The organism is Azospirillum brasilense (assembly GCF_003349955.1).
Lineage (GTDB): Bacteria > Pseudomonadota > Alphaproteobacteria > Azospirillales > Azospirillaceae > Azospirillum > Azospirillum brasilense_B.
Genome location: NZ_QLKQ01000100.1, coordinates 1 through 20,478, shown reverse-complemented (window position 1 = coordinate 20,478; position 20,478 = coordinate 1). Strand labels below are relative to the sequence as shown.

Sequence of the window (20,478 nt, the reverse complement as noted above, 5' to 3'; positions counted from 1 at the left end):
GTAGATGGCCCGCAGAACCAGACGGCCGATGCGGCCAAAACCGTTGATCGCTACCTTCACGGACATGCTGTTCTCCACTTGGTTCGCGCGGTCCCGGCGGGACTTGGCCGGCGGGACTTGGGGGTGGCCCGCCGTGCGACGGCGCGGGAGCGTTCGGTGCTCAATACCTGTATACTAATATATTAGATTGGCCGGCAAGGGAACCGCCCGACGGGGGCGGCAGGCAGGACAAAATGTCGCGTTTTGCTGCGCTGCGGGACAAAACGGGCTGATTTGCGGTTGCCCATGGGAGGTCAGCCCCCAGATCAAACCTATCGATTTCGTCGTGAACACAGCTGCCAGAGGACGATGACTTCCGACAAACATGCCCCCCGGCGTGCCCCCCGGATTTTCCCCGCCCGCTGCCGCGCCCCGCGTGGTTTCCTTGCCCTTCTCCTGCTGATCGTCGCGCTGGGAAGCGTCGCCGTCCCGGCTTCGGCGCAGATTCCGGTGCCCGCGCAGACGCCGCCCGCCGCCGCGTCCCCCAGTCCGGAGGAGATCGCGCGCCTGCGCCAGACCCTGGAGGACCCGGAGCGGCGCGCCGCCCTGATCGGCCAGCTTCGCGCGCTGGAACAGGTGGAGACCGCCGCCGAGCCCCCTGAGCCGGAAGGCATCGGCACCCGCCTGCTCACCCTCCTGTCGGAGCGGCTGGACGGGCTCGGTCGGGAGGCGGCCCTGGCGGGCGACGTGCTGGTGAACGCGCCGCAGGGGCTGCGCTGGCTGGAGCGGCAGGCCGCCGACCCGGCGCAGCGCGCGGCCTGGGGCTGGCTGGCCGCCGGGCTTGCCCTGGTGGTCGTGGTCGGGCAGGCGGCCCGGCTGGTCGCCATCCGCACGCTGCGGCGCCCGCGCGAGATGCTGGCGGCGCGGCCGGTCCATTCGGCCATCGCCAAGGTGCCGCTGCTCCTGGTGCGGGCCCTGTTCGATCTGGCTCCCATCGTCGCCTTCGCCGCCGCCGGCTTCGGGGTGCTGGCGCTGTTCGACCCGCCGCCGGTGGTGCGGGTTCTCGGCGTGACCTTCCTGAACGCCAGCATCTTCGTCCAGCTCGTCCTGCTGGTCGTGCGGGCGCTGGTGGCCCCGGGATCACCCAACCTGCGGCTGCTGCCGATGGGCGACGAGTCCGCCATGCGCCTGCTGCGCTGGTGCCGGACCATCGCCATCACGACGCTGTACGGCATGTTCCTGGCCGAGGCGGCCCGGCGGCTCGGCCTTCCGGCGCAAAGCCACGGCGCCCTGGTGACCCTGGTCGGGCTTGCCGTCGCGGTCATGCTGGCCGCGCTGGTGCTGCAAAGCCGGGAAGCGGTGGCGGGGTGGCTGCGCGGCGAGATCGCCGCGGCCCAGCCCCTGTCGGAGGCGGTGGCGGAGGGACCTCCGGGCCGGCGGACCGCCGGGGCGGGGCGGATGCTGCGCGCCGCCGGACGCCGCGTGGCCGACGTCTGGCACGCCGTCGCCATCCTTTACATCATCGTCCTGTTCGGCATCTGGGCTTTGGAGATCCGCGGCGGGCTGCTGTTCGTGGTGCGCGCGACGGCGGTCACCCTGGTGGTGGCCGGGGTCGCTCGGCTGGCCGGACGGCTGATCGTCCGCGCGTCGGCGGCGCTGGTCGAGCGGATGAACCGCCGCAAGGGCCATGCCGCCTGGGCGGCGGGACGGGTGCGCCGCTACGTGGAGCCCACCGCCCGGCTGTTGCAGGGCATGGTGGCCCTGGCAGCCGGGATGGTGGTGCTGGAGGCCTGGGGCCTGGATGTCTGGGGTTGGCTGCAGACCGCCATCGGCCTGCGCATCGTGGCGTCGGGCCTGTCGCTTCTCCTGGTCGGCGCCATCGCGCTCGCCGTGTGGGAGGTGACGAACGCGCTGATCGAACGCCATCTGGCGACGACGGACCGCAACGGACGCGCCATCCAGCGCAGCGCCCGCGTGCGCACGCTCCTGCCGCTGCTGCGCAGCGCGCTGCTGGTGGTGATCCTCACCCTGGTGACCCTCATCACCCTGTCGGAGCTGGGGCTGAACATCGGGCCGCTGCTGGCCGGCGCCGGCGTGGTCGGCCTCGCCGTCGGCTTCGGCGCGCAGACCCTGGTCAAGGACCTCATCACCGGCCTGTTCATCCTGTTCGAGGACACCATCTCGGTCGGCGACGTGGTCAATGTCGGCGGCAAGGGCGGTCTGGTGGAGGGGATGAACATCCGCACCATCCGCCTGCGCGACTTCGACGGGACGGTGCACACCATTCCCTTCAGCGCGGTCACCAGCGTGTCGAACATGACGAAGGACTTCAGCTACTACGTGTTCGACGTGGCCATCCCCTATCACGAGAACGCCGACCGGGTGGTCTCCGTGCTGCACGGCATCGGCGACGAGCTGCGCAAGGACCCGCGCTTCGCGCCGCTGATCCTGGAGCCGCTGGAGGTGCTGGGCGTCGATTCCTTCCAGGAGTCGGCCGCGGTCATCAAGGCGCGGATCAAGACGCTGCCCATCCAGCAATGGAACGTCGGGCGCGCGTTCAACGGCCGCATGAAGGCGCGCTTCATCGAGCTTGGGATCGACTTCCCGCTGCCGCAGCGGACCTTGCACATTGCCCGCGGCGCCGCGGAGGCGCTGGCAGGGATGGGCGGCGAGGCGGGCGCCGCCAACGCCGACCGGATGCGCCGCGCCGGCGCGGCGGAGTAGGGGCTCGGCGCCCCCTCCCGCGGTCTTGCAAAAAAGTGACGGGGCCATGTCGATTTCGCTTGAGCCCCGGCGGCGGCACGGCTATATCAGCGCTCCCGCGTCACCCCAAGAGACGCGGGATGCAAGAGTAGACGACGCGCTTGTGGCGGAATTGGTAGACGCGCTAGGTTCAGGTCCTAGTGGCTGAAAGGCCGTGGGGGTTCGAGTCCCTCCAAGCGCACCAACACTTCTTGTGTTGGTCTGATCATAAGTGGGGCCATAGCTCAGCTGGGAGAGCGCTACAATGGCATTGTAGAGGTCAGGAGTTCGATCCTCCTTGGCTCCACCAACTCTCTCCTTCCCGGCAGGGCGCCGGAGTTTCCCGAATTTCCCCGAATGTCATGGATCTCGACCCGGCTCCGGTCCTTGCGAAAGGGGCGGCGGGGCTAATCCTTAGGGGTCTTTGCCGCCGCGGCGTTATCGGTTGGATGATGGCTCACCCGATCGAACGAATGCCCGGAGCCCTTCCGCCATGCCGACATCGCCGCACGGAACGCCCGACCGCGGGCTGAAGCCGTTCATCCTCGCCATTCACCGCGAAGCGCTGGACACCGCCGCCGCCAAGGGGCTGACCGGCACGCTGGCCGAAGTCGCCGCCCTTCAGGACACCGCCAGCCTCGCCTCGGCCAGGGCCGGACGTCCGGTGACGGAGGAGGAGGTGATGCGCCTGCTGCTCCGCGAGCGCCGCGCCCGCAGGCTCCGCGAGGCGGCGGAAACCGCTCCGCAGGCTCCGGTCCGGAAGCCGGCGGCCGCGCCCTCCCGATTCCGGCTGGGGCGCTGGCGGAGCGTGGCGATGGGTTTGGCCCGCTCGGCGTCCGCCGGACCGGCGGGGAAAATCCGGATCTGAGAATCGGGCGGCGCTGCGTGCGTCGGAACCGAGTGAGTACGCCCATTGCCCTGTTGAGTGAGGCGCGGGGCGCACTGAGGCTGTCGCTTCCCCGCTGGTCGGCACGAAACACACATTGGGAGGTCTCATGTCCGTTCGCCTGGATCGCCGCCAACTTCTGCTGTCCGCCGGAGCCGCCGCGCTGGTGCTGGCGGTGGCGCCGCGCTTCGTCCTGGCTCAAACATCAGGGACTCAAACACCAGGGGGCCAAACGCCGGGCGGCAAGGGCTTCACGCTGCCGCCGCTGTCCTACGCCCCCGCCGCGCTGGAACCGCACATCGACGCGACGACCATGAGCGTGCACCACGACAAGCACCATCAGGCCTATGTGGACAACCTCAACAAGGCGCTCGCCAACCACGGCGACCTCCAGGGAATGCCGCTGGCCGACCTGCTGAAGCGCATCCCGGAACTGCCGGAGAGCATCCGCACGGCGGTGCGCAACAACGGCGGCGGGCACGCGAACCACAGCATGTTCTGGAGCATCATGGGACCGAACGCCGGCGGCGCCCCGGACGGCGAGGTGGGGACCGCCATCACGCGCGACTTCGGCGGCTTCGACGATTTCAAGACGCGCTTCAACACGGCTGGCGCCGGGCAGTTCGGCAGCGGCTGGGTCTTCGTCACCGCCGATCCGTCGTCGGGGAAGCTCGCCATCGCCGCCCGCCCGAACCAGGATTCCCCGGCCATGGAGGGCGTGCCCGTGCTGATGGGCAACGACGTGTGGGAGCACGCCTATTACCTGAAGTACCAGAACCGCCGCGCCGACTATCTGGCGGCTTGGTGGAACGTCGTCGACTGGGGCGCGGTGAACCGCCGCTACGCGGCGATCCGCAAGGGCGAGCTGGTGATCTGACCGACCGAAAACGAGAAAGGGCGGCGGGGATGTCCCCGCCGCCCTTCCTGCGAACCGTCCGGTCCAAAGCGCCGGTCAGGCGCCCTGGTGCAGGCGGATGTTGAACAGCGGCCCCCGGCTCTGGCGGCGCAGCGTCTTGGCGACGGCCAGCACGGCGAGGTCGGCCAGCGGCTCGACGATGATGACGGTCATGTAGGCGGCGCCGAAGGAGGCGACCTCCGTCATCGTCTCGGCGGTGAAGCCGTGGCCGTAGAAGGCCCAGAAGGCGACCCAGGCGACGATGCCGCCCTGGTAGGCGGTGGAGAGGGCCAGCGCCTGCGAGTACTTCAGGTCGACATAGGGGGTGGCGTCGGGAACGATCCGCTTCGCCAGCAGGCTGATGCCCCACAGCGGCACCAGCAGCGTGGTGACGTTCATGCCGTACTGCGGCAGGTCGAAGGGCGCGAAGAACAGGCCCTGGATCAGCAGGCCGGCGGCGAGGCCGATGGAGGCCGCGCCGGCGCCGAACAGCAGGAGCAGCGTCGAACCGAGGATCAGGTGAACCTCCGACACGCCCACGGGGTGGTGCGGGAACACCTCGAAGAAGCTGAAGACCAGCGCGGTGGCGATCAGGCTGCGCAGCACCAGCGGCGCGACCCCGCCGTTGTTGCGGACGTCGTCGCGCGCCAGCTTGCCGGCCATCGCGAAGCCGCCGGCGGCCGTCGCGTAGCTGAGAGCGATCTTGGCGCCGTCCACGACGCCGGGTTCGATGTGCATGCTCTATGCCCTTTCCGAGTCTGCCATGCGTTGGGAGGGGCGTCGTTGCTGGCAGGCACCGGCATCGCAACCCCCTTGGTCCCCTTGGATGGGCATACCGGAGGGACGGCTTGCGGAAGACGGGCGGCCTTTGGGCCGGACATCGGCAAGCGACCACCGGGGCACCCCGCCCGAGGACGTACGTTCGGTTACGGCAGGTCTCCTGGCTTGCGGGTCAAGGCGGCATCGTCCGGCCTTCCCGGCGCCCGTTCCCGCAGGCGGCGCCAGTGACACGGAAAGGACGAGGCCGCTCACCGCTCACAGTTGCGGGGGCAGCGCCGGATTTGCCCTTGTCTCCCCCTGCGGGGCGGCGCACCGGCTTCCCTCTTAGCCCCGCGACCGGAAGGCGCGGGGAACCATAACCGGCGCCAGGGTAGGGGCGGGGTCCCCCGTCGTCAAGAGGGGGATGGCGATCCATCGGCGGCATTGCACGGCTTCCTTGACACCGCTCCCGCGGAACCGACAAGGTCCGGCGGACCGCGCGGCGGCGGATCAACGGTCTAAGGACGGAATTTCGGGCATGCTACCGGTTCATTTCCTGACCATCGTGCTGAACGGCGATCCCTTCATCCGCCATCACCTGGAGGTGTTCCGCCAACTGCCCTTTCCCTGGCATTGGCACGTCGTGGAGGGCGTGGCGGAGCAGGTCCGCGACTCCTCCTGGTGCGCGCAGCGGGGTGGGCGCGTTCCGCAGGACCTGCACCGCGACGGTCGCAGCAGCGACGGCACGTCGGCGTATCTCGACCGCATCGCCGCGGAGGAGCCCGGGCGCGTGTCGGTCTATCGCAAGCCGCCGGGCGTCTTCTGGCAGGGCAAGGTGGAGATGGTGACCGCGCCGCTGGCCGCCATGACGGAGGACTGCCTGCTCTGGCAGGTCGACGCGGACGAGCTGTGGACGGCGGAGCAGATCACCCGCGCGCGCCGGATGTTCCTCGACTCGCCGTCGCGCACGGCGGCGCTGTACCTCTGCCACTTCTTCGTCGGCCCGTCCCTGGTCCTCGACCGGCTGGACCAGTACGGCAATTACCGCTCTTACGAATGGCTGCGCACCTGGCGGTACCGGCCGGGGGATTTCTGGCACTCGCACGTTCCGCCCCGGCTGATGCGTCCGCAGGCCGACGGGCCGGACCTCGAACTCGGCGCGGCCAACCCCTTCCTGCACGAGGAGACGGCCGCGGGCGGGCTGGTCTTCCAGCATTTCGCCTACGCGACGCGGGAGCAGGTCGCCTTCAAGGAAATCTATTACGGCTACGACGGTGCGGTCGAGCGGTGGGACGCCCTGCAGGCGGCGGGCCGAGCGGTCGGCAACGACACCCTCCCGTTGCGCGATTTCTTCCCCTGGGTGACCGACGCGGCGACCGTCTCGCGCGCTGAGCATGCCATGGTGGAGCCGCTGGCGCGCCCGGATGCCGAGGGACGCTGGGGCTTCGTGCCGCCGGCGCGGGGCGCCTCGACCGCCCCGGCGGTGGCGCTGCTGCGGAACTCCGGTCCCGCCGTCCGCCGCCGCACGCTCGTCCCCGGCGAACCGCCGCCCTTCCCGACCGACCTGATCCGCAGCGTCGGCGTGTTCCTGCCGGACAAGATGGGGGGCGTGCTGGGGGCGTCCGGCGTCCTGCGGGAGCTGCGGCGGGCCTTGCCGCTGGCCCGGATCACCGTCTTCGCGACGCCGGATGCGGAGGCGGCGCTCGCCCTCTGCCCCTACGTCAACCAGCGCGTCACCCTGCCGCCGCTGAAGGGGCGGGCGCCCGACGACGCGCTGGTGACCGCCGTGCGCCAGGAGATCGGCCAGCAGTTCAGCGGCGCCTTCGACCTCACGATCAATCTCCACCGGGGCGAGGACGCCGGCTTCGCCAACCGCCTGATGCAGGATACGGGGGCGCCGCTCCGCCTCGGTTGCAGGGTCGGCCGGCCGGTGCGCGGCTATTACGCCGACGCCTTCCTGACCCACGTCGCGCCGACTCCCGCCGGGCTGCTGGGGGCGCTGACCGCCGGAGAGCCGGACCCCGCCACGGAGGTCTGGACCTCCCCCGCCGGCGAGCGCGCCGCCGCCGCGCTTCTGGCCGAGGGCGTTCCGGCGCGCTGGCGTTGTGCGGTCGGCCTCTCCGCGTCCGCCGGCACCGGCAGCCTGTCGGAGCTGTGCCGCCGGCTTGCCGCGCGGGGCGACACCGCCCTGGTCCTGGTCGGCGAGGAGGCCGCCAGGGGCGCCGCGGCGCGCATCGCCGAGGAGGCGGGGGCGGCCTGCCTGGACGCGGTCGGGCGGTTGGGTTTCGACGGGCTGTGCGCCCTGCTGCGGCGCTGCGACCTGTTCGTCGGGACCGGTACCCCGGCGGAGGACATCGCCGGAGCGGCCCGGCTTCCCATGGTGGGAAGCGGCCCGGCGCACGGCGATCCGACCGCCGAGGCGATGGAGAGCGCCATCGCGGCTTGGCTGGCCGGCCGCGCTTACTGACGGGCGTTTCCCCCGGCCTGTGAGATCCGGGAGGGGAAGCGTGGAAAAACGGAGGGACGGGCGCGCAAGGCGCTTGTGTTGGCGCGTTTGCGCCGCAATGATCCGCCCCCACCGAATCCCGGACGGCCGCAAGCGGCGCGCCGCAGCGGGGCAAAACCATGGATTGAATCCGGCGGCCCGGTAAGCACACGATGCGCAGAGCAGTCATGAAACCCCGTGCGGATTGGCGTCCGGGGCTCCGCAAATACCCCTACGGCGTCCGCGCCATGAGCGCCGGCGCCTTCTGGCGCGAGGATGTGCGGTACGAATTCTCCGCCCATCAGATCGACCTGATCGAGAGCGTCGCCGACGAACTGCACACCATGCTGCGCGAGGCGCTGCGCGCGACGGTGGACGGACGGGCGTTCGCCCGGCTGGGGGTCCGTGGCGGCGTGGCGCGGCTGCTGGAAGCGTCCTGGAACGACTATTGGGCCGCGGGCCGGCTGAACGAGCGGGCCGGCGGGCTGATCGGGCGGCTGACGCTGGCCTATGACGGGCGCGATTCGGTCAAGCTGCTGGCTTGCAACTACGACACGCCGGAGGGGCTGTTCGCCGCCTCGATCATCCAGCGCAACTGGCGCGAGGCCCTGATGGGCGACGCCAACCAGTTCAACGGCCTGCACGAGGGGCTGGTGGAGCGATGGGAGGAGCTGGCGGCGGGCATGCCGGGCCGCGGCCTCGTCCATCTGGCCTGCGCCACCCCCGACCCGATGCGCGAGAGCGAGCTGGTCTATCTGGCCGCCACCGCGGCGGAGGCCGGGATCGCCACGCATCTGCTGCCGTTGCAGAGCCTGGGCTGGGACGGCCAGCGCTTCGTCGACGACGAGGGGCGGGCGGCCTCCTGGCTGGCCAAGATCTACCCCTGGCAGGGGCTGGCCGACGACGCCTTTCTGCAGAAGCTGCGGATGGGCGGCATGAGCATGCTGTCGCCGCTGTGGTGCTGGCCGATGTCGAACCATGGGCTGCTGGCTACGCTGTGGTCGCTCTACCCGCGCCACCCCAACCTGTGCCGCGCCGCGCTCGACCCCGAGGAACTGGCCGGCTGCGACGCGGTGACGGAGCGCAGCCTGTTCGGGCTGGACGACGCGACCCAGCGCATGACCGCGCACGGACGCGCCATTTCGGACACCGGAGGCGTCGAGTATCCGGGAGGCCGGGTCTGGCTGGAAACCCCGCCGATCTTCGAGGAGGAGGGCGTCCACGCGCTCCTGCACTGCTGGATCATCGGGGACAAATGCCTGGGCATGTCGGTCCGTGAATCGGCGGACCCTCGGGTGGGTTCCGACGCGGCGATGGTGCCGCACATCTTCCGCGGCTGACGCGCTTCCCCAGGGCCGAAGCGCCCGTCCCGGGTGCAGGGCGGGCGCTTCGGCGCCGTTCAGCCGGCGGGGTCCGGCCGGCGGGGCTTAGCGGCCGCGGCCCGGCGCGAAGGGATTGGGCAACGGCGAGCCGAATGCCGCCCGGCGGGCGTCCCGCCACGCGACGTCGTTGCCGACGCCGCTGTGGGTGGCCGACACCGACACCACCTGACTCTGGTGGCGCAGCCAGCCGCGCAGCTTTTCTTCGAACCGGTGGGCGTCCTGAGCGTCCGCAACCTCCAGCTCCATCGACATCTGCAGCTCGGTCTTCATGGCGTTCCTCCTCTGGACCGTTCCGTTGAACAAACAGCCGGGCGTGCCACTGGTGCCGAAAAAAACAGAAAAGGGCGGGGAACTTTCCCCACCCTGCGCTGCAACGCCGTGACTGCGATGGCCGTCGATGCGGTTGGCGGCGCCGCCGCTCACTTCCCTTCGGGCTTCGCCGGGCGGGCCGGCTTGGCGATGCTGGCGATCTGCTTCTGCAGGTCGTCGATCTGCTTCTGCAACTCCTCATAGGTGTGGCTGGCCGCCGAGGCCGGACCGTTGACCGGAGCGGCGGACGGGCCGGGAGCCTGGGGACGGGGCGGGGCGGCAGGGTGCTCGCCGGGCTGCCCGTCCTCGGCGCCGCCGAAGGGCGAGAACATGCGCATGGCCCGTTCGAACATCGCCATGTTCTGTTTGCCGACCTCTTCCAGCCGGCCGAAGGGGAACATGCCGCCCAGCGTGTTCTGGAAATAGTCGCGCATCTGCTCCTGGTTGCGCGAGAAGGACTGCATCGAATATTCAAGGTAGCGCGGCACCATCCACTGCATGTTGTCGCCGTAGAAGCCGATGAGCTGGCGCAGGAAGCTGATCGGCAGCAGGTTCTGGCCCTTGCTCTCCTCCTCCACGATGATCTGCGTCAGGACGGAGCGGGTAATGTCCTCTCCGGTCTTCGCGTCATAGACCACAAAGTCGAGGCCGTCCTTGACCATCTGACAGAGATGGTCGAGCGTCACGTAGCTGCTGGTCGCCGTGTTGTAGAGCCGCCGGTTGGCGTACTTCTTGATCGTGATCGTCGCGGACTTCTGGTCTTCCTTGTCGGCCATCGCTGTTTCTTTCAAGAAGGGTCGTGCGGCGGGTATGTTCCAGATATAAGGACTACTCGAAGGAATGCACCCTGTCCAGTGCTGTGCCGCAGCGCTGCGACCGCAGGTGGACGTCCCCCCGATAATTCGGGATTCGCGACATTTTTGATCGGTCCTTCGCGGCTCTGGTCAAGCGCACCGCCTCCCCCATATACTCCCGGCCATGGCCGAATCGTCCGAATCCGACATCCCGTCCCTGGAAACGCTCGCGCAACGGTACCTCGACCTGTGGCAGGAACAATGGGCGGCCTGCGCCGCCGATCCCGAGATGGCCGATGCCGCCGCCCGCCTGTTCCAGATGATGGCGCAGGGCGCCGCGGCGATGGCGCCCTTCGTCCTGGGGCCGGGCGGTTTCGCTTACACCAGCCCGCCGGGCACCGGCTGGAATCCGACGCCATCCTCATCCAAGGCGGCCTCATCTCAGCCGGCCCCATCTCACCCGTCCTGCGAGGGAGAGTCGCGTGACCGGGGACAACGCCACGATCCCTCCACACCCCACCCCGCGGCTGGGGCCGCGGCCCCTGGCGCTGCATCTGGCGACGGTGGCGGCGACACTGCTCAGCTCCTCCGCCGCATTGCCGCACTTGAGGAACGGCTCGCTGCCATGGAAGTCGCATCTGCGGGAGCGGGCGGAGGACCTGCGCCGGCGGATCGCCGCAACCGACGGGGACGCGTTCGCCCGGGCGGTTGACCGGGAGGTCCGCCGCCAGCTCTCCCTCGCCTTGACGGGGATCGAGCGCTACCGTCACCACCCCTACCGGCGCGATCTTCCCGACCCGCCCGTGCTGTGGACGGAAGGGGCGTCGCGCCTGCTCGACTATGGCGCCCTCGGCCCGGCGACCGGCGCGCCGGTGCTGTTCGTGCCCTCGCTGGTCAACCGCCATTACATCCTCGACCTGTCGGCGCGCAAAAGCCTGATGCGCTGGCTGGCCGCGCAGGGGCTGCGCCCCTTCCTGATCGACTGGGGCACGCCCGGCCCGCTGGAGCGGCGCTACAGCCTGACCGACTACATCGCCGGGCGTCTGGAGCGGGCGCTGGCCGCGGTGGTGGAGGCGGTGGGCCGCCCGGTCCCGGTGGTCGGCTACTGCATGGGCGGGCTGCTCGCCACCGCGCTGGCGCAACGCCGCCCCAAGGAGGTCGCGGCGCTCGGCCTGCTCGCCACCCCCTGGGACTTCCACGCCGAGGACGCCGGCATGGCCCGCCGCGCCGCCGCCGTCTTCCAGCCTTTCGGCCCGCTGCTCGACGCCTGGGGGGAGCTGCCGGTGGACGTGCTGCAGGGGCTGTTCGCCCAGCTCGACCCGCTGCTGGCGCTGAAGAAATTCTCGCAGTTCGCCCGCATGGAGCCGGACAGCCGCGCCGCGCTCGCCTTCGTGTCGCTGGAGGACTGGCTGAACGACGGGGTGCCGCTGGTCGCCGGGGTGGCCCGCGACACGCTGGCCGGCTGGTACGGCCGCAACGACACGGCGCGCGGCGAATGGCTGGTCGCCGGCCAGCCGGTGGAGCCGGCGCGGCTGCGCATGCCGGTCCTGGCGCTGATCCCGGAGCGCGACCGCATCGTTCCGCCGTCCTCCGCGGTGGCCTTGGCAAGATCAATCGACCGCGCGCAAATGATCAGGCCGCCGCTCGGTCATATTGGCATGGTGGTCAGCGCCGGTGCCGAAACAGGCGTTTGGCGCCCCCTGGCCGAATGGCTTAGTGCGGCAGGATAACCGCAGCCAGTCAGGTGTCTTGCATTGCGGGAAATCCGCGCATAAGGTTTTTCCCACTCCGTGCGGCCCACTGACACGATAATAAAACTGACAAAATCTGAGGAGCGTCAACATGACCGAGGTTGTGATCGCCAGCGCAGCGCGTACTCCCATTGGCAGCTTCAACGGGGCGCTCAGCAGCGTGCCGGCCCATTACCTGGGTGAGATCGCCATCCGCGAAGCGCTGAGCCGCGCCAAGACCGACGCCGCGGAGGTGACCGAGGTCATCCTGGGCCAGATCCTGACCGCCGGTCAGGGCCAGAACCCGGCCCGCCAGGCCGCCGTCAACGCCGGCATCCCGGCCTCCGCCACCGCCTTCGGCATCAACCAGCTCTGCGGCTCCGGCCTGCGCTCGGTGGCGCTCGGCTATCAGGCGATCCGCAACGGCGACGCCGAGGTCATGGTCGTCGGCGGCCAGGAGAGCATGAGCCAGGCCCCGCACGTCATGCATCTGCGCAACGGCGTGAAGATGGGCGCCGCCGAGATGCTCGACACCATGCTGAAGGACGGCCTGATGGACGCCTTCAAGGGCTACCACATGGGCACGACGGCCGAGAACGTCGCCCAGAAGTGGCAGCTGACCCGCGAGGAGCAGGACGTCTTCGCCGCCGCCTCGCAGCAGAAGGCCGAGGCCGCCCAGAAGTCCGGCCGCTTCAAGGACGAGATCATCCCGGTCACCATCAAGGGCCGCAAGGGCGACATCATCGTCGCCGACGACGAGTATCCGAAGCACGGCACCACCGCGGAATCGCTGGCCAAGCTGCGCCCGGCCTTCTCCAAGGAAGGCACGGTGACGGCCGGCAACGCGTCGGGCATCAACGACGGCGCCGCCGCGCTGGTCCTGATGACCGCCGAGAACGCCGCCCGCCGCGGCCTGACCCCGCTGGCCCGCATCGTCTCCTGGGCGACCGCCGGCGTCGATCCGGCGATCATGGGCACCGGCCCGATCCCGGCTTCCCGCCTCGCCCTGGAGAAGGCCGGCTGGAAGCACGAGGACCTGGACCTGATCGAGGCGAACGAGGCCTTCGCCGCGCAGGCCCTGGCCGTTAACAAGGACCTTGGCTGGGACACCTCCAAGGTCAACGTCAACGGCGGCGCCATCGCGCTCGGCCACCCGGTCGGCGCCTCCGGCGCCCGCGTCCTGACCACCCTGCTCTATGAGATGCAGAAGCGCGACGCCAAGAAGGGCCTCGCCACCTTGTGCATCGGCGGCGGCATGGGCATCGCCCTCACCGTCGAGCGGGGCTGACGAAAAGCGGGCCGTTCCCTCCGGGGTGCGGCCCGTTTCGTATGTGTGCCTACAGAAACCCATAAAGAATCCAACATCAAGCTCTGGGGGAGGAGCCAATGGCTCGAGTTGCAGTCGTCACGGGCGGAACGCGCGGTATCGGCGAAGCCATCTCCGTCGCGTTGAAGAACGCCGGCTATGTCGTCGCCGCCAACTACGCCGGCAACGATGAGAAGGCGAAGGAATTCGCGGCCCGCACGGGCATCGCGGTCTACAAGTTCGACGTGTCGGACTTCGACGCCGTGAAGGATGGCATCGCGAAGATCACCGCCGAACTCGGGCCGGTGGACGTGGTGGTGAACAACGCGGGCATCACCCGCGACGGCGTGATCCACCGCATGACCCCGCAGCAGTGGAACGATGTCATCGCGACGAACCTCACCTCCTGCTTCAACCTGTGCCGCAACGTCATCGACGGCATGCGCGAGCGCGGTTTCGGCCGCATCGTCAACATCGGCTCGGTGAACGGCCAGGCCGGCCAGTACGGTCAGGTGAACTACGCCGCCGCCAAGTCGGGCATCCACGGCTTCACCAAGGCGCTGGCCCAGGAGGGTGCGGCCAAGGGCGTCACCGTCAACGCCATCGCGCCGGGCTACATCGACACCGACATGGTGCGCGCGGTGCCGCCCAACGTGCTGGAGAAGATCGTCGCCCGCATCCCGGTCGGCCGTCTCGGCAAGGCCGAGGAGATCGCCCGCGGCGTGCTGTTCCTGGTCGGCGACGACGCCGGCTTCATCACCGGCTCGACCCTGTCGATCAATGGCGGCCAGCACATGTACTGACCGGCCGGCGCATTGACTCCCGGGTCTGCGGACCCGTTTGAAGCGACACGACGCCTTCACCCCTCTCCCGCGCCCGCGGGGGAGGGTTTTTTCTTTGGGTTGCCCAGGAAATGAGCGGCGCGCGGGAACCCGAAAAAGCGAAACCCCCGCGCGGGGGCGGGGGTTTCAGCGGTTGTGCCAGGACATCCGCAATGGTTGAGCCGTCTCAACGGCAATGTTCAGAAATGTGTGGCCGAACAGGTCGGCTTCCTCAAGTAAGCGCAGGTGGACTCATGATGATCACACCCTCCTGGCTACGGGAACATTTGCTGTGATGAGAAGCTGGCTTGCGGGCCAACTTGATGCGGTGTCCACCGCGTCTTCACCTCAACCAGTGTTGCTCTGAGAGATAGCCTGCTCTTCCTCGCGGGGGTTGTCAATACCCGAACTGCGGCCCCGTTGCCGCTTGATGTCGGGTTTGTGACATCACTTGAACTGGAAGCCGACCGGGCGCTTGTCGTCCAGCGAGACCACCGCGCAGCCGCCCAGCGCCGGGCCGACCGACAGCTCGCCGTAGGCGGTGACCGCCCCTTCCTCCTTCAGGCGGCCGACGAAGCCGCCGCCGTCGCTGCGGGCGACCCAGGCGAAGGGGATCCAGGTCTGGCGCACCGGCTGGCCGCCGGCGCGGACCACCGCGGTGAAGGCCTCGGCGGTCGGCGTCCCCGGCGGGAAGACGGCCAGCACCGTGCCGCCGTCCTCCTCGTTGAGCGCCGCCTGCTTCAGCGCCACCCCGGTCACCACCGCCCAGACGACCAGCGCCAGCGCGCCGAGCGCCAGCGCGAAGCCGTGGCCGAAGCCGGGAGAGGAGGCGGGCGCCGGGTTCGTCATGACCGTCAGGCCTTCGCTTCCGCCGCCAGGGCGGGGGCGGGCTTCTCGGCGATCGGCCAGTTTACCACCGCGGCGGCAAAGGCCAGGGCCACGCTGGCCCACCACACCATGTCGTAGGAGCCGATGCGCTCGTAGAGCACGCCGCCCAGCCACACGCCGAGGAAGCCGCCGACCTGATGGCTGAGGAAGGCGAAGCCGTAAAGCATGCCGAGATAGCGCGTGCCGAACATCAGAACGACGAGGCCGGAGGTCGGCGGCACCGTGGACAGCCAGAGCAGGCCCATCGCCGCAGCGTAGAGGATCACCGAAACCGGGGTGACCGGCAGCAGGATGAAGAGCGCCGTGCACAGGCCGCGCAGCGTGTAGTTGGCGCAGAGCAGCAGGCGCTTGCTCATCTTGCCGCCCAGCACGCCCGACATGTAGGAGCCGACCACGTTGAACAGCCCGATCAGCGCCATCGCCCAGGAGGCGAGGCCGGGGCTGATCCCGGCGGCGGTCAGGTAGGGCGGCAGGTGCGTGGTGATGAAGGCGAGCTGGAAGCCGCAGACGAAGAAGCCGATGACCAGCAGGACGTAGCTGCGGTGCTTGAAGGCCTGTCGGATCGTCGCGGCGAAGCCGATGTCGGCCCCGGTGACGGCCTGCGCGCTCTTCGACCCGGCCGCCCCGGCGAAGGAGGAGGCGAGCACCGGGATCATCAGCATCGAGGCGCCGAACAGAATCAACGCCGTCTGCCAGCCGTAGGCGGCGATGAAGGCCTGACCGGTGGGGGCGAACAGGAACTGGCCCATCGAGCCGGCGGCGGTGGCGACGCCCATCGACCAGCTCCGCTTCTCCGGCGGGACGATGCGGCTGAAACCGGCGATGACGATGCCGAAGGACGCCCCGGCCAGACCCAGACCGATCAGCAGTCCGGAGCTGAGATGCAGCATCAGCGGCGTGTCGGCGTAGGGCATCAGAGCCAGCCCCAGCGCGTAGAGAACGCCGCTGATCCCCAGCACCAGCGCAGGACCGTAGCGGTCGCACAGCGCGCCGGCGAAGGGGGTGCCGATGCCCCAGACCAGATTCTGAATGGCGATCGACAGGGCGAAGACGTCGCGGCCCCAGCCGTGCGTCTCGGAAAGCGGTGCGGTGAACAGGCCCATGCTGGACCGCGGGCCGAACGCCAGCATGGCGATCAGGCAGCCGCAGGCGACGACGAATCCCGGCGTCCGCCAGGAGCGGGGCGATGGCGCCCCGCCCGCCCGGTTGCTGGTGTCCAAGTTATCCTCCCTCGGCGCGGGCTGTGGCCGGTGCGGCAACGCTGGCCCGCGTCTCATCAGGGTCACACGATAAGCGTGCGCCGGGCGTGCAGCAAATTCACAATGGGAAAGAAGGTTATTCGGCCGCGGAATGGCAGGGCAGCGGCAGGGGCGCCTCCTCCGCCGGGGGCAGCAGGTCCAGCAGGCTGTCCTCCAGCACGTCGAAGACGGGGCCGATGCGCCCGGTGAAGCGGCCGCGCAGCAGCCACACCGCGACGGTCAGCGCGAAGTCCGGACACTCCAGCGGCCGCACCTGGGCGGCGTGCAGGGTCGGGGCGATCAGCCGCAGCGGGGCCAGCCCGAATCCGACGCCGCGGGCGACCAGCGACAGCAGCAGCGACTGGTCGAACCCCTCCACCGTGACGTTCAGCGCCGGGCCGTGCTGGGCCATCGCGCGGCCCATGGCGGTCCGGTACTGGCAGCCGTCGGGCTGGAGCACCCAGCCCACCGCGTTCATCGCCGGCAGAGTCCAGTCCCGCTGCCCGGCCAGCTCGGCCGACGCGACGATCCGCACCGGCTCGCGCGAGATGCAGACGGCGTCCAGGTCGTCGGGCGGCGTCTGGGCGTCGTGGGTCAGCACCAGCGCGCCGTCCAGCGTGCCGTTGCGCACCTGCTCGACCAGCGGCGTGCTCCAGTCCGAATGCAGGCGGACGGTCAGGCCGGGGAAGGCGGCGCGCAGCCGGTCCAGCGGATGGTGCGCGGCGATGGCGGTCAGCACATGGGCCACGCCCAGCCGCAGCAGCCCCTGGGGTTGGGCGGCCCCGGCGAAGGCGTCCGACAGTTCGTCCGCCGCCTTCAGCACCCGGTGCGCGTGGGCCAGCGCCATCTCGCCGTCGCGGGTCAGGGCCAGCGGCTTGGTCTGGCGGTCGAACAGCGACACGCCAAGCTCCGCCTCCAGCCGCTGGATCAGGCGCGAGACGGCGGACTGGGTCAGCCCCAGCCGGTGCGCGGCCTCCTGCACCGACTGGGCTTCGGCCACGGCGACGAAGGTGCGGATCTCGTTGAGCTTCATGGCGGCGTCCGGGGCGGCGGTGTCCGAGGGGGCGGCCTCTTGGCCACTGGTATCCGACTGTCCCCCTGGGTTAGCGTCGGGTCAAGCGCAACGAGGAGCCACCATGTCCACCACACCTCCCACCGACCGTTCCGGCCGCGAATACCCCGACCGTCCCTGGGTGGGGGTGGGCGCCGTGGTGTGGCGCGGCGACCGGGTGCTGCTGATCCGCCGGGGCCGCCCGCCGCGCATGGGGCAGTGGAGCCTGCCCGGCGGCGCCCAGTCGGTGGGGGAGACGGTGTTCGAGACGGCGGTGCGCGAGGTGCTGGAGGAAACCGGCCTGCACGTCGTGCCGACGGAGGTGGTCACGGTGGTGGACGCCATGACGCTCGACGACGCCGGGGCGGTCCAGTACCACTACACCATCGTCGAGGTGGCGGCGGAGAGTCCGGAGGGCGAGGCGGTCTGCGCCGACGACGCGCTGGAGGCGCGCTGGGCCACCATCGACGAGGCCGCGGAGCTGACCGAATGGGACGAGACGGAGCGGGTCATCCGCCTGTCGGCGTCGCGGCGAGCCGCCGGATGAAGTCAGGCACCTGTCCCGCGTCCAGGGGCTTGGCCAGCAGATAGCCCTGGATGCGGTCGCAGCGGTAGGCGCGCAGGTAGAGAAGCTCGTCGTTGGTCTCCACCCCCTCGGCGATCGCCTGCATCCCCAGCGCGTGGGCGAGGTCGATGATGGCGCGCACGATGGCGGCGGCGTCGCGGTCCTGCACCATCGCCTGGGTGAAATGCTTGTCGATCTTCAGCGCCTCCACCGGGACCCGGCGCAGCAGGGACAGCGAGGAGTAGCCCGTCCCGAAATCGTCCAGCACCAGCCGCACCCCGGCGCCGCGCAACTGCGTCAGCACCTCGCGCGAGGACTCGCTGTGCTCGAACAGGGCGGTTTCGGTCAGCTCCAGCTTCAGGTTGGCGGCGGGCAGGCCGGTTTCGGCGAGGATGCCCAGGACGGTGCGGGCGAAGCCGGGGTCTTCCAACTGCCGCGCCGACAGGTTGACCGCCACCGGCACGTCGGCGACGCCGTCCTGCATCCAGCCCGCCGCGGTTTCGCAGGCGCGGCGCACCGTCCATTCGCCCAGGATGTTGATGGCGTCGCTGGTTTCCGCCATGGGAATGAAGACGTCGGGCGGGATCACCGTGCCGTCGTCGAGCCGCCAGCGCGACAGCGCCTCGAATCCGGTCAGGCGCCCACTGTCGGTGTCGGCCTGCGGCTGGAAGGCCAGACGCAACTCACCATGCCGAATGGCGTCGCGCACGCGATCGGAGAAGGTGCCGGGACCCGGCGCGATGGCACCCGGCGCGATGGTCGCGTTCTGGTTCACCGCCATATCCCCTCCGGTCCAGCCCTCGGTTGTCGCCCATTCCAGTGGACTTAACAGCCGAAGCGAGGCTTGTTAACCATATCTCAGGGGTATTTAAGCGGTTTTTCCAGTTTTACGAAAGAGTTAACGAATTTCCCGACGGTGATAAGATTGGGAAGCGTTAACCCCTTCCCCCTTGGATGGGGGAAGGGGTTAACGGAATTCCAATCAGACGTTGAAGCGGAAGTGGAAGATGTCGCCGTCGTTGACGACGTATTCCTTGCCTTCCTGGCGCATCTTGCCGTTGTCCTTGGCGCCCTGCTCGCCGCCCAGCGTGACGTAGCTGTCGAAGTCGATGGTCTCGGCCCGGATGAAGCCGCGCTCGAAATCGGTGTGGATGACGCCCGCCGCTTCCGGGGCCTTGGCGCCGCGGCGCACGGTCCAGGCGCGGGCCTCCTTCGGGCCGACGGTGAAGAAGGTGATGAGGTCGAGAAGCTGGAAGCCGGCGCGGATCAGCTTGTTGAGGCCGGTCTCCTCCAGGCCGAGGGATTCCAGGAACTCCTGCTTCTCGGCGGCGTCGGAGAGCTGGGCGACCTCCGCCTCGATGGCGGCGGAGATGACGACCATGCCGGCGTTCTCGGCCTTGGCCTTCTCGGCGACCTTGGCGGTCAGGCCGTTGCCGGTGGCAGCAGACGCCTCCTCGACGTTGCAGACGTAGAGGACGGGCTTGGCGGTCAGCAGCATGAACTGCTTGAAGACCGGCTTCTCCTCCTCGCTGACCTCGACGACGCGGGCCGGCTTGCCGTCCTGGAGGACCTTCAGCGCGCGCTCCATCAGATCGGCCTTGATCTTGGAGTCCTTGTCGCCGCCCTTGGCCTTCTTCTGGAGGCTGGTGAGCTGGCGCTCCAGGCTTTCCATGTCGGCGAGCATCAGCTCCGTCTCGACCACCTCGGCGTCGCGCAGGGGATCGACGTTGCCTTCCACATGAGTGACGTCGTCGTCCTCGAAACAGCGCAGGACGTGGACGATGGCGTCCACCTCGCGGATGTTGGCGAGGAACTGGTTGCCCAGCCCCTCACCCTTCGAGGCGCCGCGGATCAGCCCGGCGATGTCGACGAATTCGAGCTGGGTCGGGATGGTCTTCTGCGACTTGGCGATGGCCGCCAGCTTGTCCAGCCGCGGGTCGGGCACGCCGACGCGGCCGACGTTCGGCTCCTTGGTGCAGAAGGGGAAATTCGCCGCCTCGGCCGCCTGGGTGGCGGTCAGCGCGTTGAACAGGGTCGACTTGCCGACGTTCGGCAGGCCGACGATGCCGCAATTGAAGCCCATGGGGGTGCTCGCCGTCGGAAATCTCGGGAATTGGGGCGCTTTATCCTACGTGGAGCCGCAAAGCGCAAACGGGAAGTGGGGGTGGCAGGGTTGACCGCCGCGTCCGGCGCCTCGGGGTCACCGCGGCCGGAACAGGAAGGGCACGGAAAAGACGCGATCCTCCGCCGTCAGGCCGGGCGGCGGGGTGGGGAAGGGGGACGCCCTGCGCACCGCCGCCAGGGCGGCACGATCCAGCGCCGCGTCGCCGCTTGACGTCAGGATGGCGGCGTCGAGCACCTCGCCCGCCGTGCCGAGGGTCAGCTTGACGGTGGCCTGCCCGCCGCCGACCACCTTCTCCGGCTTGTGCCGCCCGATCCAGGCCCAGACCTGCGCCCCGTAATCGACCACCGCGCCCCGGCTCGCCGAGACCGGCTCGGACGCGGTGGCGGCCTCGCGACCCGTTCCGGTTTCGGCGGATGGCGTCGCGGATGGGCTTGGACCGGGCGCCACCTGCGGTTTCGGCGCCGCCTTGGCGGGCGGCTTCGGCTTGGGCAGCGGCTTTGGCAATGGCTTGGGTGGCTTGGGT

The 20,478-nt window shown here is 69.7% G+C and carries 18 protein-coding genes, 2 tRNA genes and 1 riboswitch; of the genes, 11 read left to right on the top strand and 9 right to left on the bottom strand.

What is annotated here, in order from left to right:
• Nucleotides 1-348: 348 nt before the first annotated feature.
• The 5 genes from DXK32_RS28755 to DXK32_RS28735 all read left to right on the top strand — a co-directional run bounded on the left by DXK32_RS28755 (nt 349) and on the right by DXK32_RS28735 (nt 4,484).
• A complete protein-coding gene (locus tag DXK32_RS28755) occupies nt 349-2,703 on the top strand; it encodes a mechanosensitive ion channel domain-containing protein (RefSeq protein WP_114861632.1) in 2,355 nt (784 codons plus the stop codon).
• Nucleotides 2,704-2,839: 136 nt separating this feature from the next.
• Nucleotides 2,840-2,926: transfer RNA gene (locus tag DXK32_RS28750), tRNA-Leu, on the top strand.
• Between the two features lie 29 nt (nt 2,927-2,955).
• Nucleotides 2,956-3,031: transfer RNA gene (locus tag DXK32_RS28745), tRNA-Ala, on the top strand.
• 183 nt (nt 3,032-3,214) lie between these two features.
• A complete protein-coding gene (locus DXK32_RS28740; protein ID WP_114861631.1) occupies nt 3,215-3,589 on the top strand; it encodes a hypothetical protein in 375 nt (124 codons plus the stop codon).
• Between the two features lie 127 nt (nt 3,590-3,716).
• Entirely contained in the window at nt 3,717-4,484 is a 768-nt protein-coding gene (locus tag DXK32_RS28735; protein WP_114861630.1) for a superoxide dismutase, read from the top strand.
• Nucleotides 4,485-4,559: 75 nt separating this feature from the next.
• Here DXK32_RS28735 and DXK32_RS28730 read toward each other — a convergent pair whose 3' ends face one another.
• A complete protein-coding gene (locus DXK32_RS28730; protein ID WP_114861629.1) occupies nt 4,560-5,240 on the bottom strand; it encodes an energy-coupling factor ABC transporter permease in 681 nt (226 codons plus the stop codon).
• 175 nt (nt 5,241-5,415) lie between these two features.
• A riboswitch (cobalamin riboswitch) is annotated at nt 5,416-5,655 on the bottom strand.
• A gap of 144 nt (nt 5,656-5,799) precedes the next feature.
• Between DXK32_RS28730 and DXK32_RS32420 the strand changes: the two genes are divergently transcribed.
• Together DXK32_RS32420 and DXK32_RS28720 are read left to right on the top strand one after the other, a co-directional pair.
• Nucleotides 5,800-7,728, top strand: coding sequence for a glycosyltransferase family 9 protein (locus tag DXK32_RS32420; protein ID WP_162801391.1), 1,929 nt, complete (start codon nt 5,800-5,802; stop codon nt 7,726-7,728).
• A gap of 206 nt (nt 7,729-7,934) precedes the next feature.
• Complete coding sequence (locus tag DXK32_RS28720; protein WP_114861628.1) at nt 7,935-9,086, top strand: glutathionylspermidine synthase family protein; 1,152 nt, start codon at nt 7,935-7,937, stop codon at nt 9,084-9,086.
• 87 nt (nt 9,087-9,173) lie between these two features.
• Here the strand turns inward: DXK32_RS28720 and DXK32_RS28715 are convergent, their stop codons facing one another.
• A complete protein-coding gene (locus DXK32_RS28715; RefSeq protein WP_114861627.1) occupies nt 9,174-9,398 on the bottom strand; it encodes a hypothetical protein in 225 nt (74 codons plus the stop codon).
• Nucleotides 9,399-9,547: 149 nt separating this feature from the next.
• Nucleotides 9,548-10,213: a polyhydroxyalkanoate synthesis repressor PhaR gene (gene phaR / locus DXK32_RS28710; RefSeq protein WP_114861626.1), complete on the bottom strand. Its 666-nt coding sequence runs from the start codon at nt 10,211-10,213 to the stop codon at nt 9,548-9,550.
• Nucleotides 10,214-10,713: 500 nt separating this feature from the next.
• Between phaR and DXK32_RS28705 the strand changes: the two genes are divergently transcribed.
• The 3 genes from DXK32_RS28705 to phbB all read left to right on the top strand — a co-directional run bounded on the left by DXK32_RS28705 (nt 10,714) and on the right by phbB (nt 14,070).
• Nucleotides 10,714-11,961, top strand: a complete 1,248-nt coding sequence (locus DXK32_RS28705) for an alpha/beta fold hydrolase (protein WP_114861625.1) — start codon at nt 10,714-10,716, stop codon at nt 11,959-11,961.
• Nucleotides 11,962-12,073: 112 nt separating this feature from the next.
• Entirely contained in the window at nt 12,074-13,249 is a 1,176-nt protein-coding gene (locus DXK32_RS28700) for an acetyl-CoA C-acetyltransferase (RefSeq protein ID WP_040138003.1), read from the top strand.
• A 98-nt stretch (nt 13,250-13,347) separates the two neighbouring features.
• Nucleotides 13,348-14,070 (top strand): acetoacetyl-CoA reductase, encoded by a 723-nt coding sequence (gene phbB, locus DXK32_RS28695; protein WP_114861624.1) that lies wholly within the window; start codon nt 13,348-13,350, stop codon nt 14,068-14,070.
• Between the two features lie 465 nt (nt 14,071-14,535).
• Here phbB and DXK32_RS28690 read toward each other — a convergent pair whose 3' ends face one another.
• The 3 genes from DXK32_RS28690 to DXK32_RS28680 form a co-directional block, all read right to left on the bottom strand.
• Entirely contained in the window at nt 14,536-14,937 is a 402-nt protein-coding gene (locus DXK32_RS28690) for a hypothetical protein (RefSeq protein WP_114861623.1), read from the bottom strand.
• A 5-nt stretch (nt 14,938-14,942) separates the two neighbouring features.
• The gene (locus tag DXK32_RS28685) at nt 14,943-16,196 is read right to left on the bottom strand and encodes an MFS transporter (RefSeq protein ID WP_114861622.1); all 1,254 of its coding nucleotides are present in this window, start codon (nt 16,194-16,196) and stop codon (nt 14,943-14,945) included.
• 115 nt (nt 16,197-16,311) lie between these two features.
• Entirely contained in the window at nt 16,312-17,247 is a 936-nt protein-coding gene (locus DXK32_RS28680; RefSeq protein ID WP_114861621.1) for a LysR family transcriptional regulator, read from the bottom strand.
• A 103-nt stretch (nt 17,248-17,350) separates the two neighbouring features.
• Here DXK32_RS28680 and DXK32_RS28675 point away from each other — a divergent pair, with 103 nt between their 5' ends.
• Nucleotides 17,351-17,812 carry an NUDIX hydrolase gene (locus tag DXK32_RS28675; RefSeq protein WP_114861620.1) on the top strand — a complete coding sequence of 154 codons (462 nt, stop codon included), beginning with the start codon at nt 17,351-17,353 and terminating at the stop codon, nt 17,810-17,812.
• Here the strand turns inward: DXK32_RS28675 and DXK32_RS28670 are convergent.
• The 3 genes from DXK32_RS28670 to DXK32_RS28660 all read right to left on the bottom strand — a co-directional run.
• Nucleotides 17,775-18,611, bottom strand: coding sequence for a putative bifunctional diguanylate cyclase/phosphodiesterase (locus DXK32_RS28670; protein WP_114861619.1), 837 nt, complete (start codon nt 18,609-18,611; stop codon nt 17,775-17,777). The two genes, DXK32_RS28675 and DXK32_RS28670, sit on opposite strands and share 38 nt — an antisense overlap.
• 201 nt (nt 18,612-18,812) lie before the next feature.
• Nucleotides 18,813-19,913, bottom strand: coding sequence for a redox-regulated ATPase YchF (ychF, locus tag DXK32_RS28665; RefSeq protein ID WP_114861618.1), 1,101 nt, complete (start codon nt 19,911-19,913; stop codon nt 18,813-18,815).
• Between the two features lie 117 nt (nt 19,914-20,030).
• The coding region (locus tag DXK32_RS28660; protein ID WP_162801390.1) for a TonB family protein at nt 20,031-20,478 on the bottom strand (448 nt) is incomplete at its 5' end.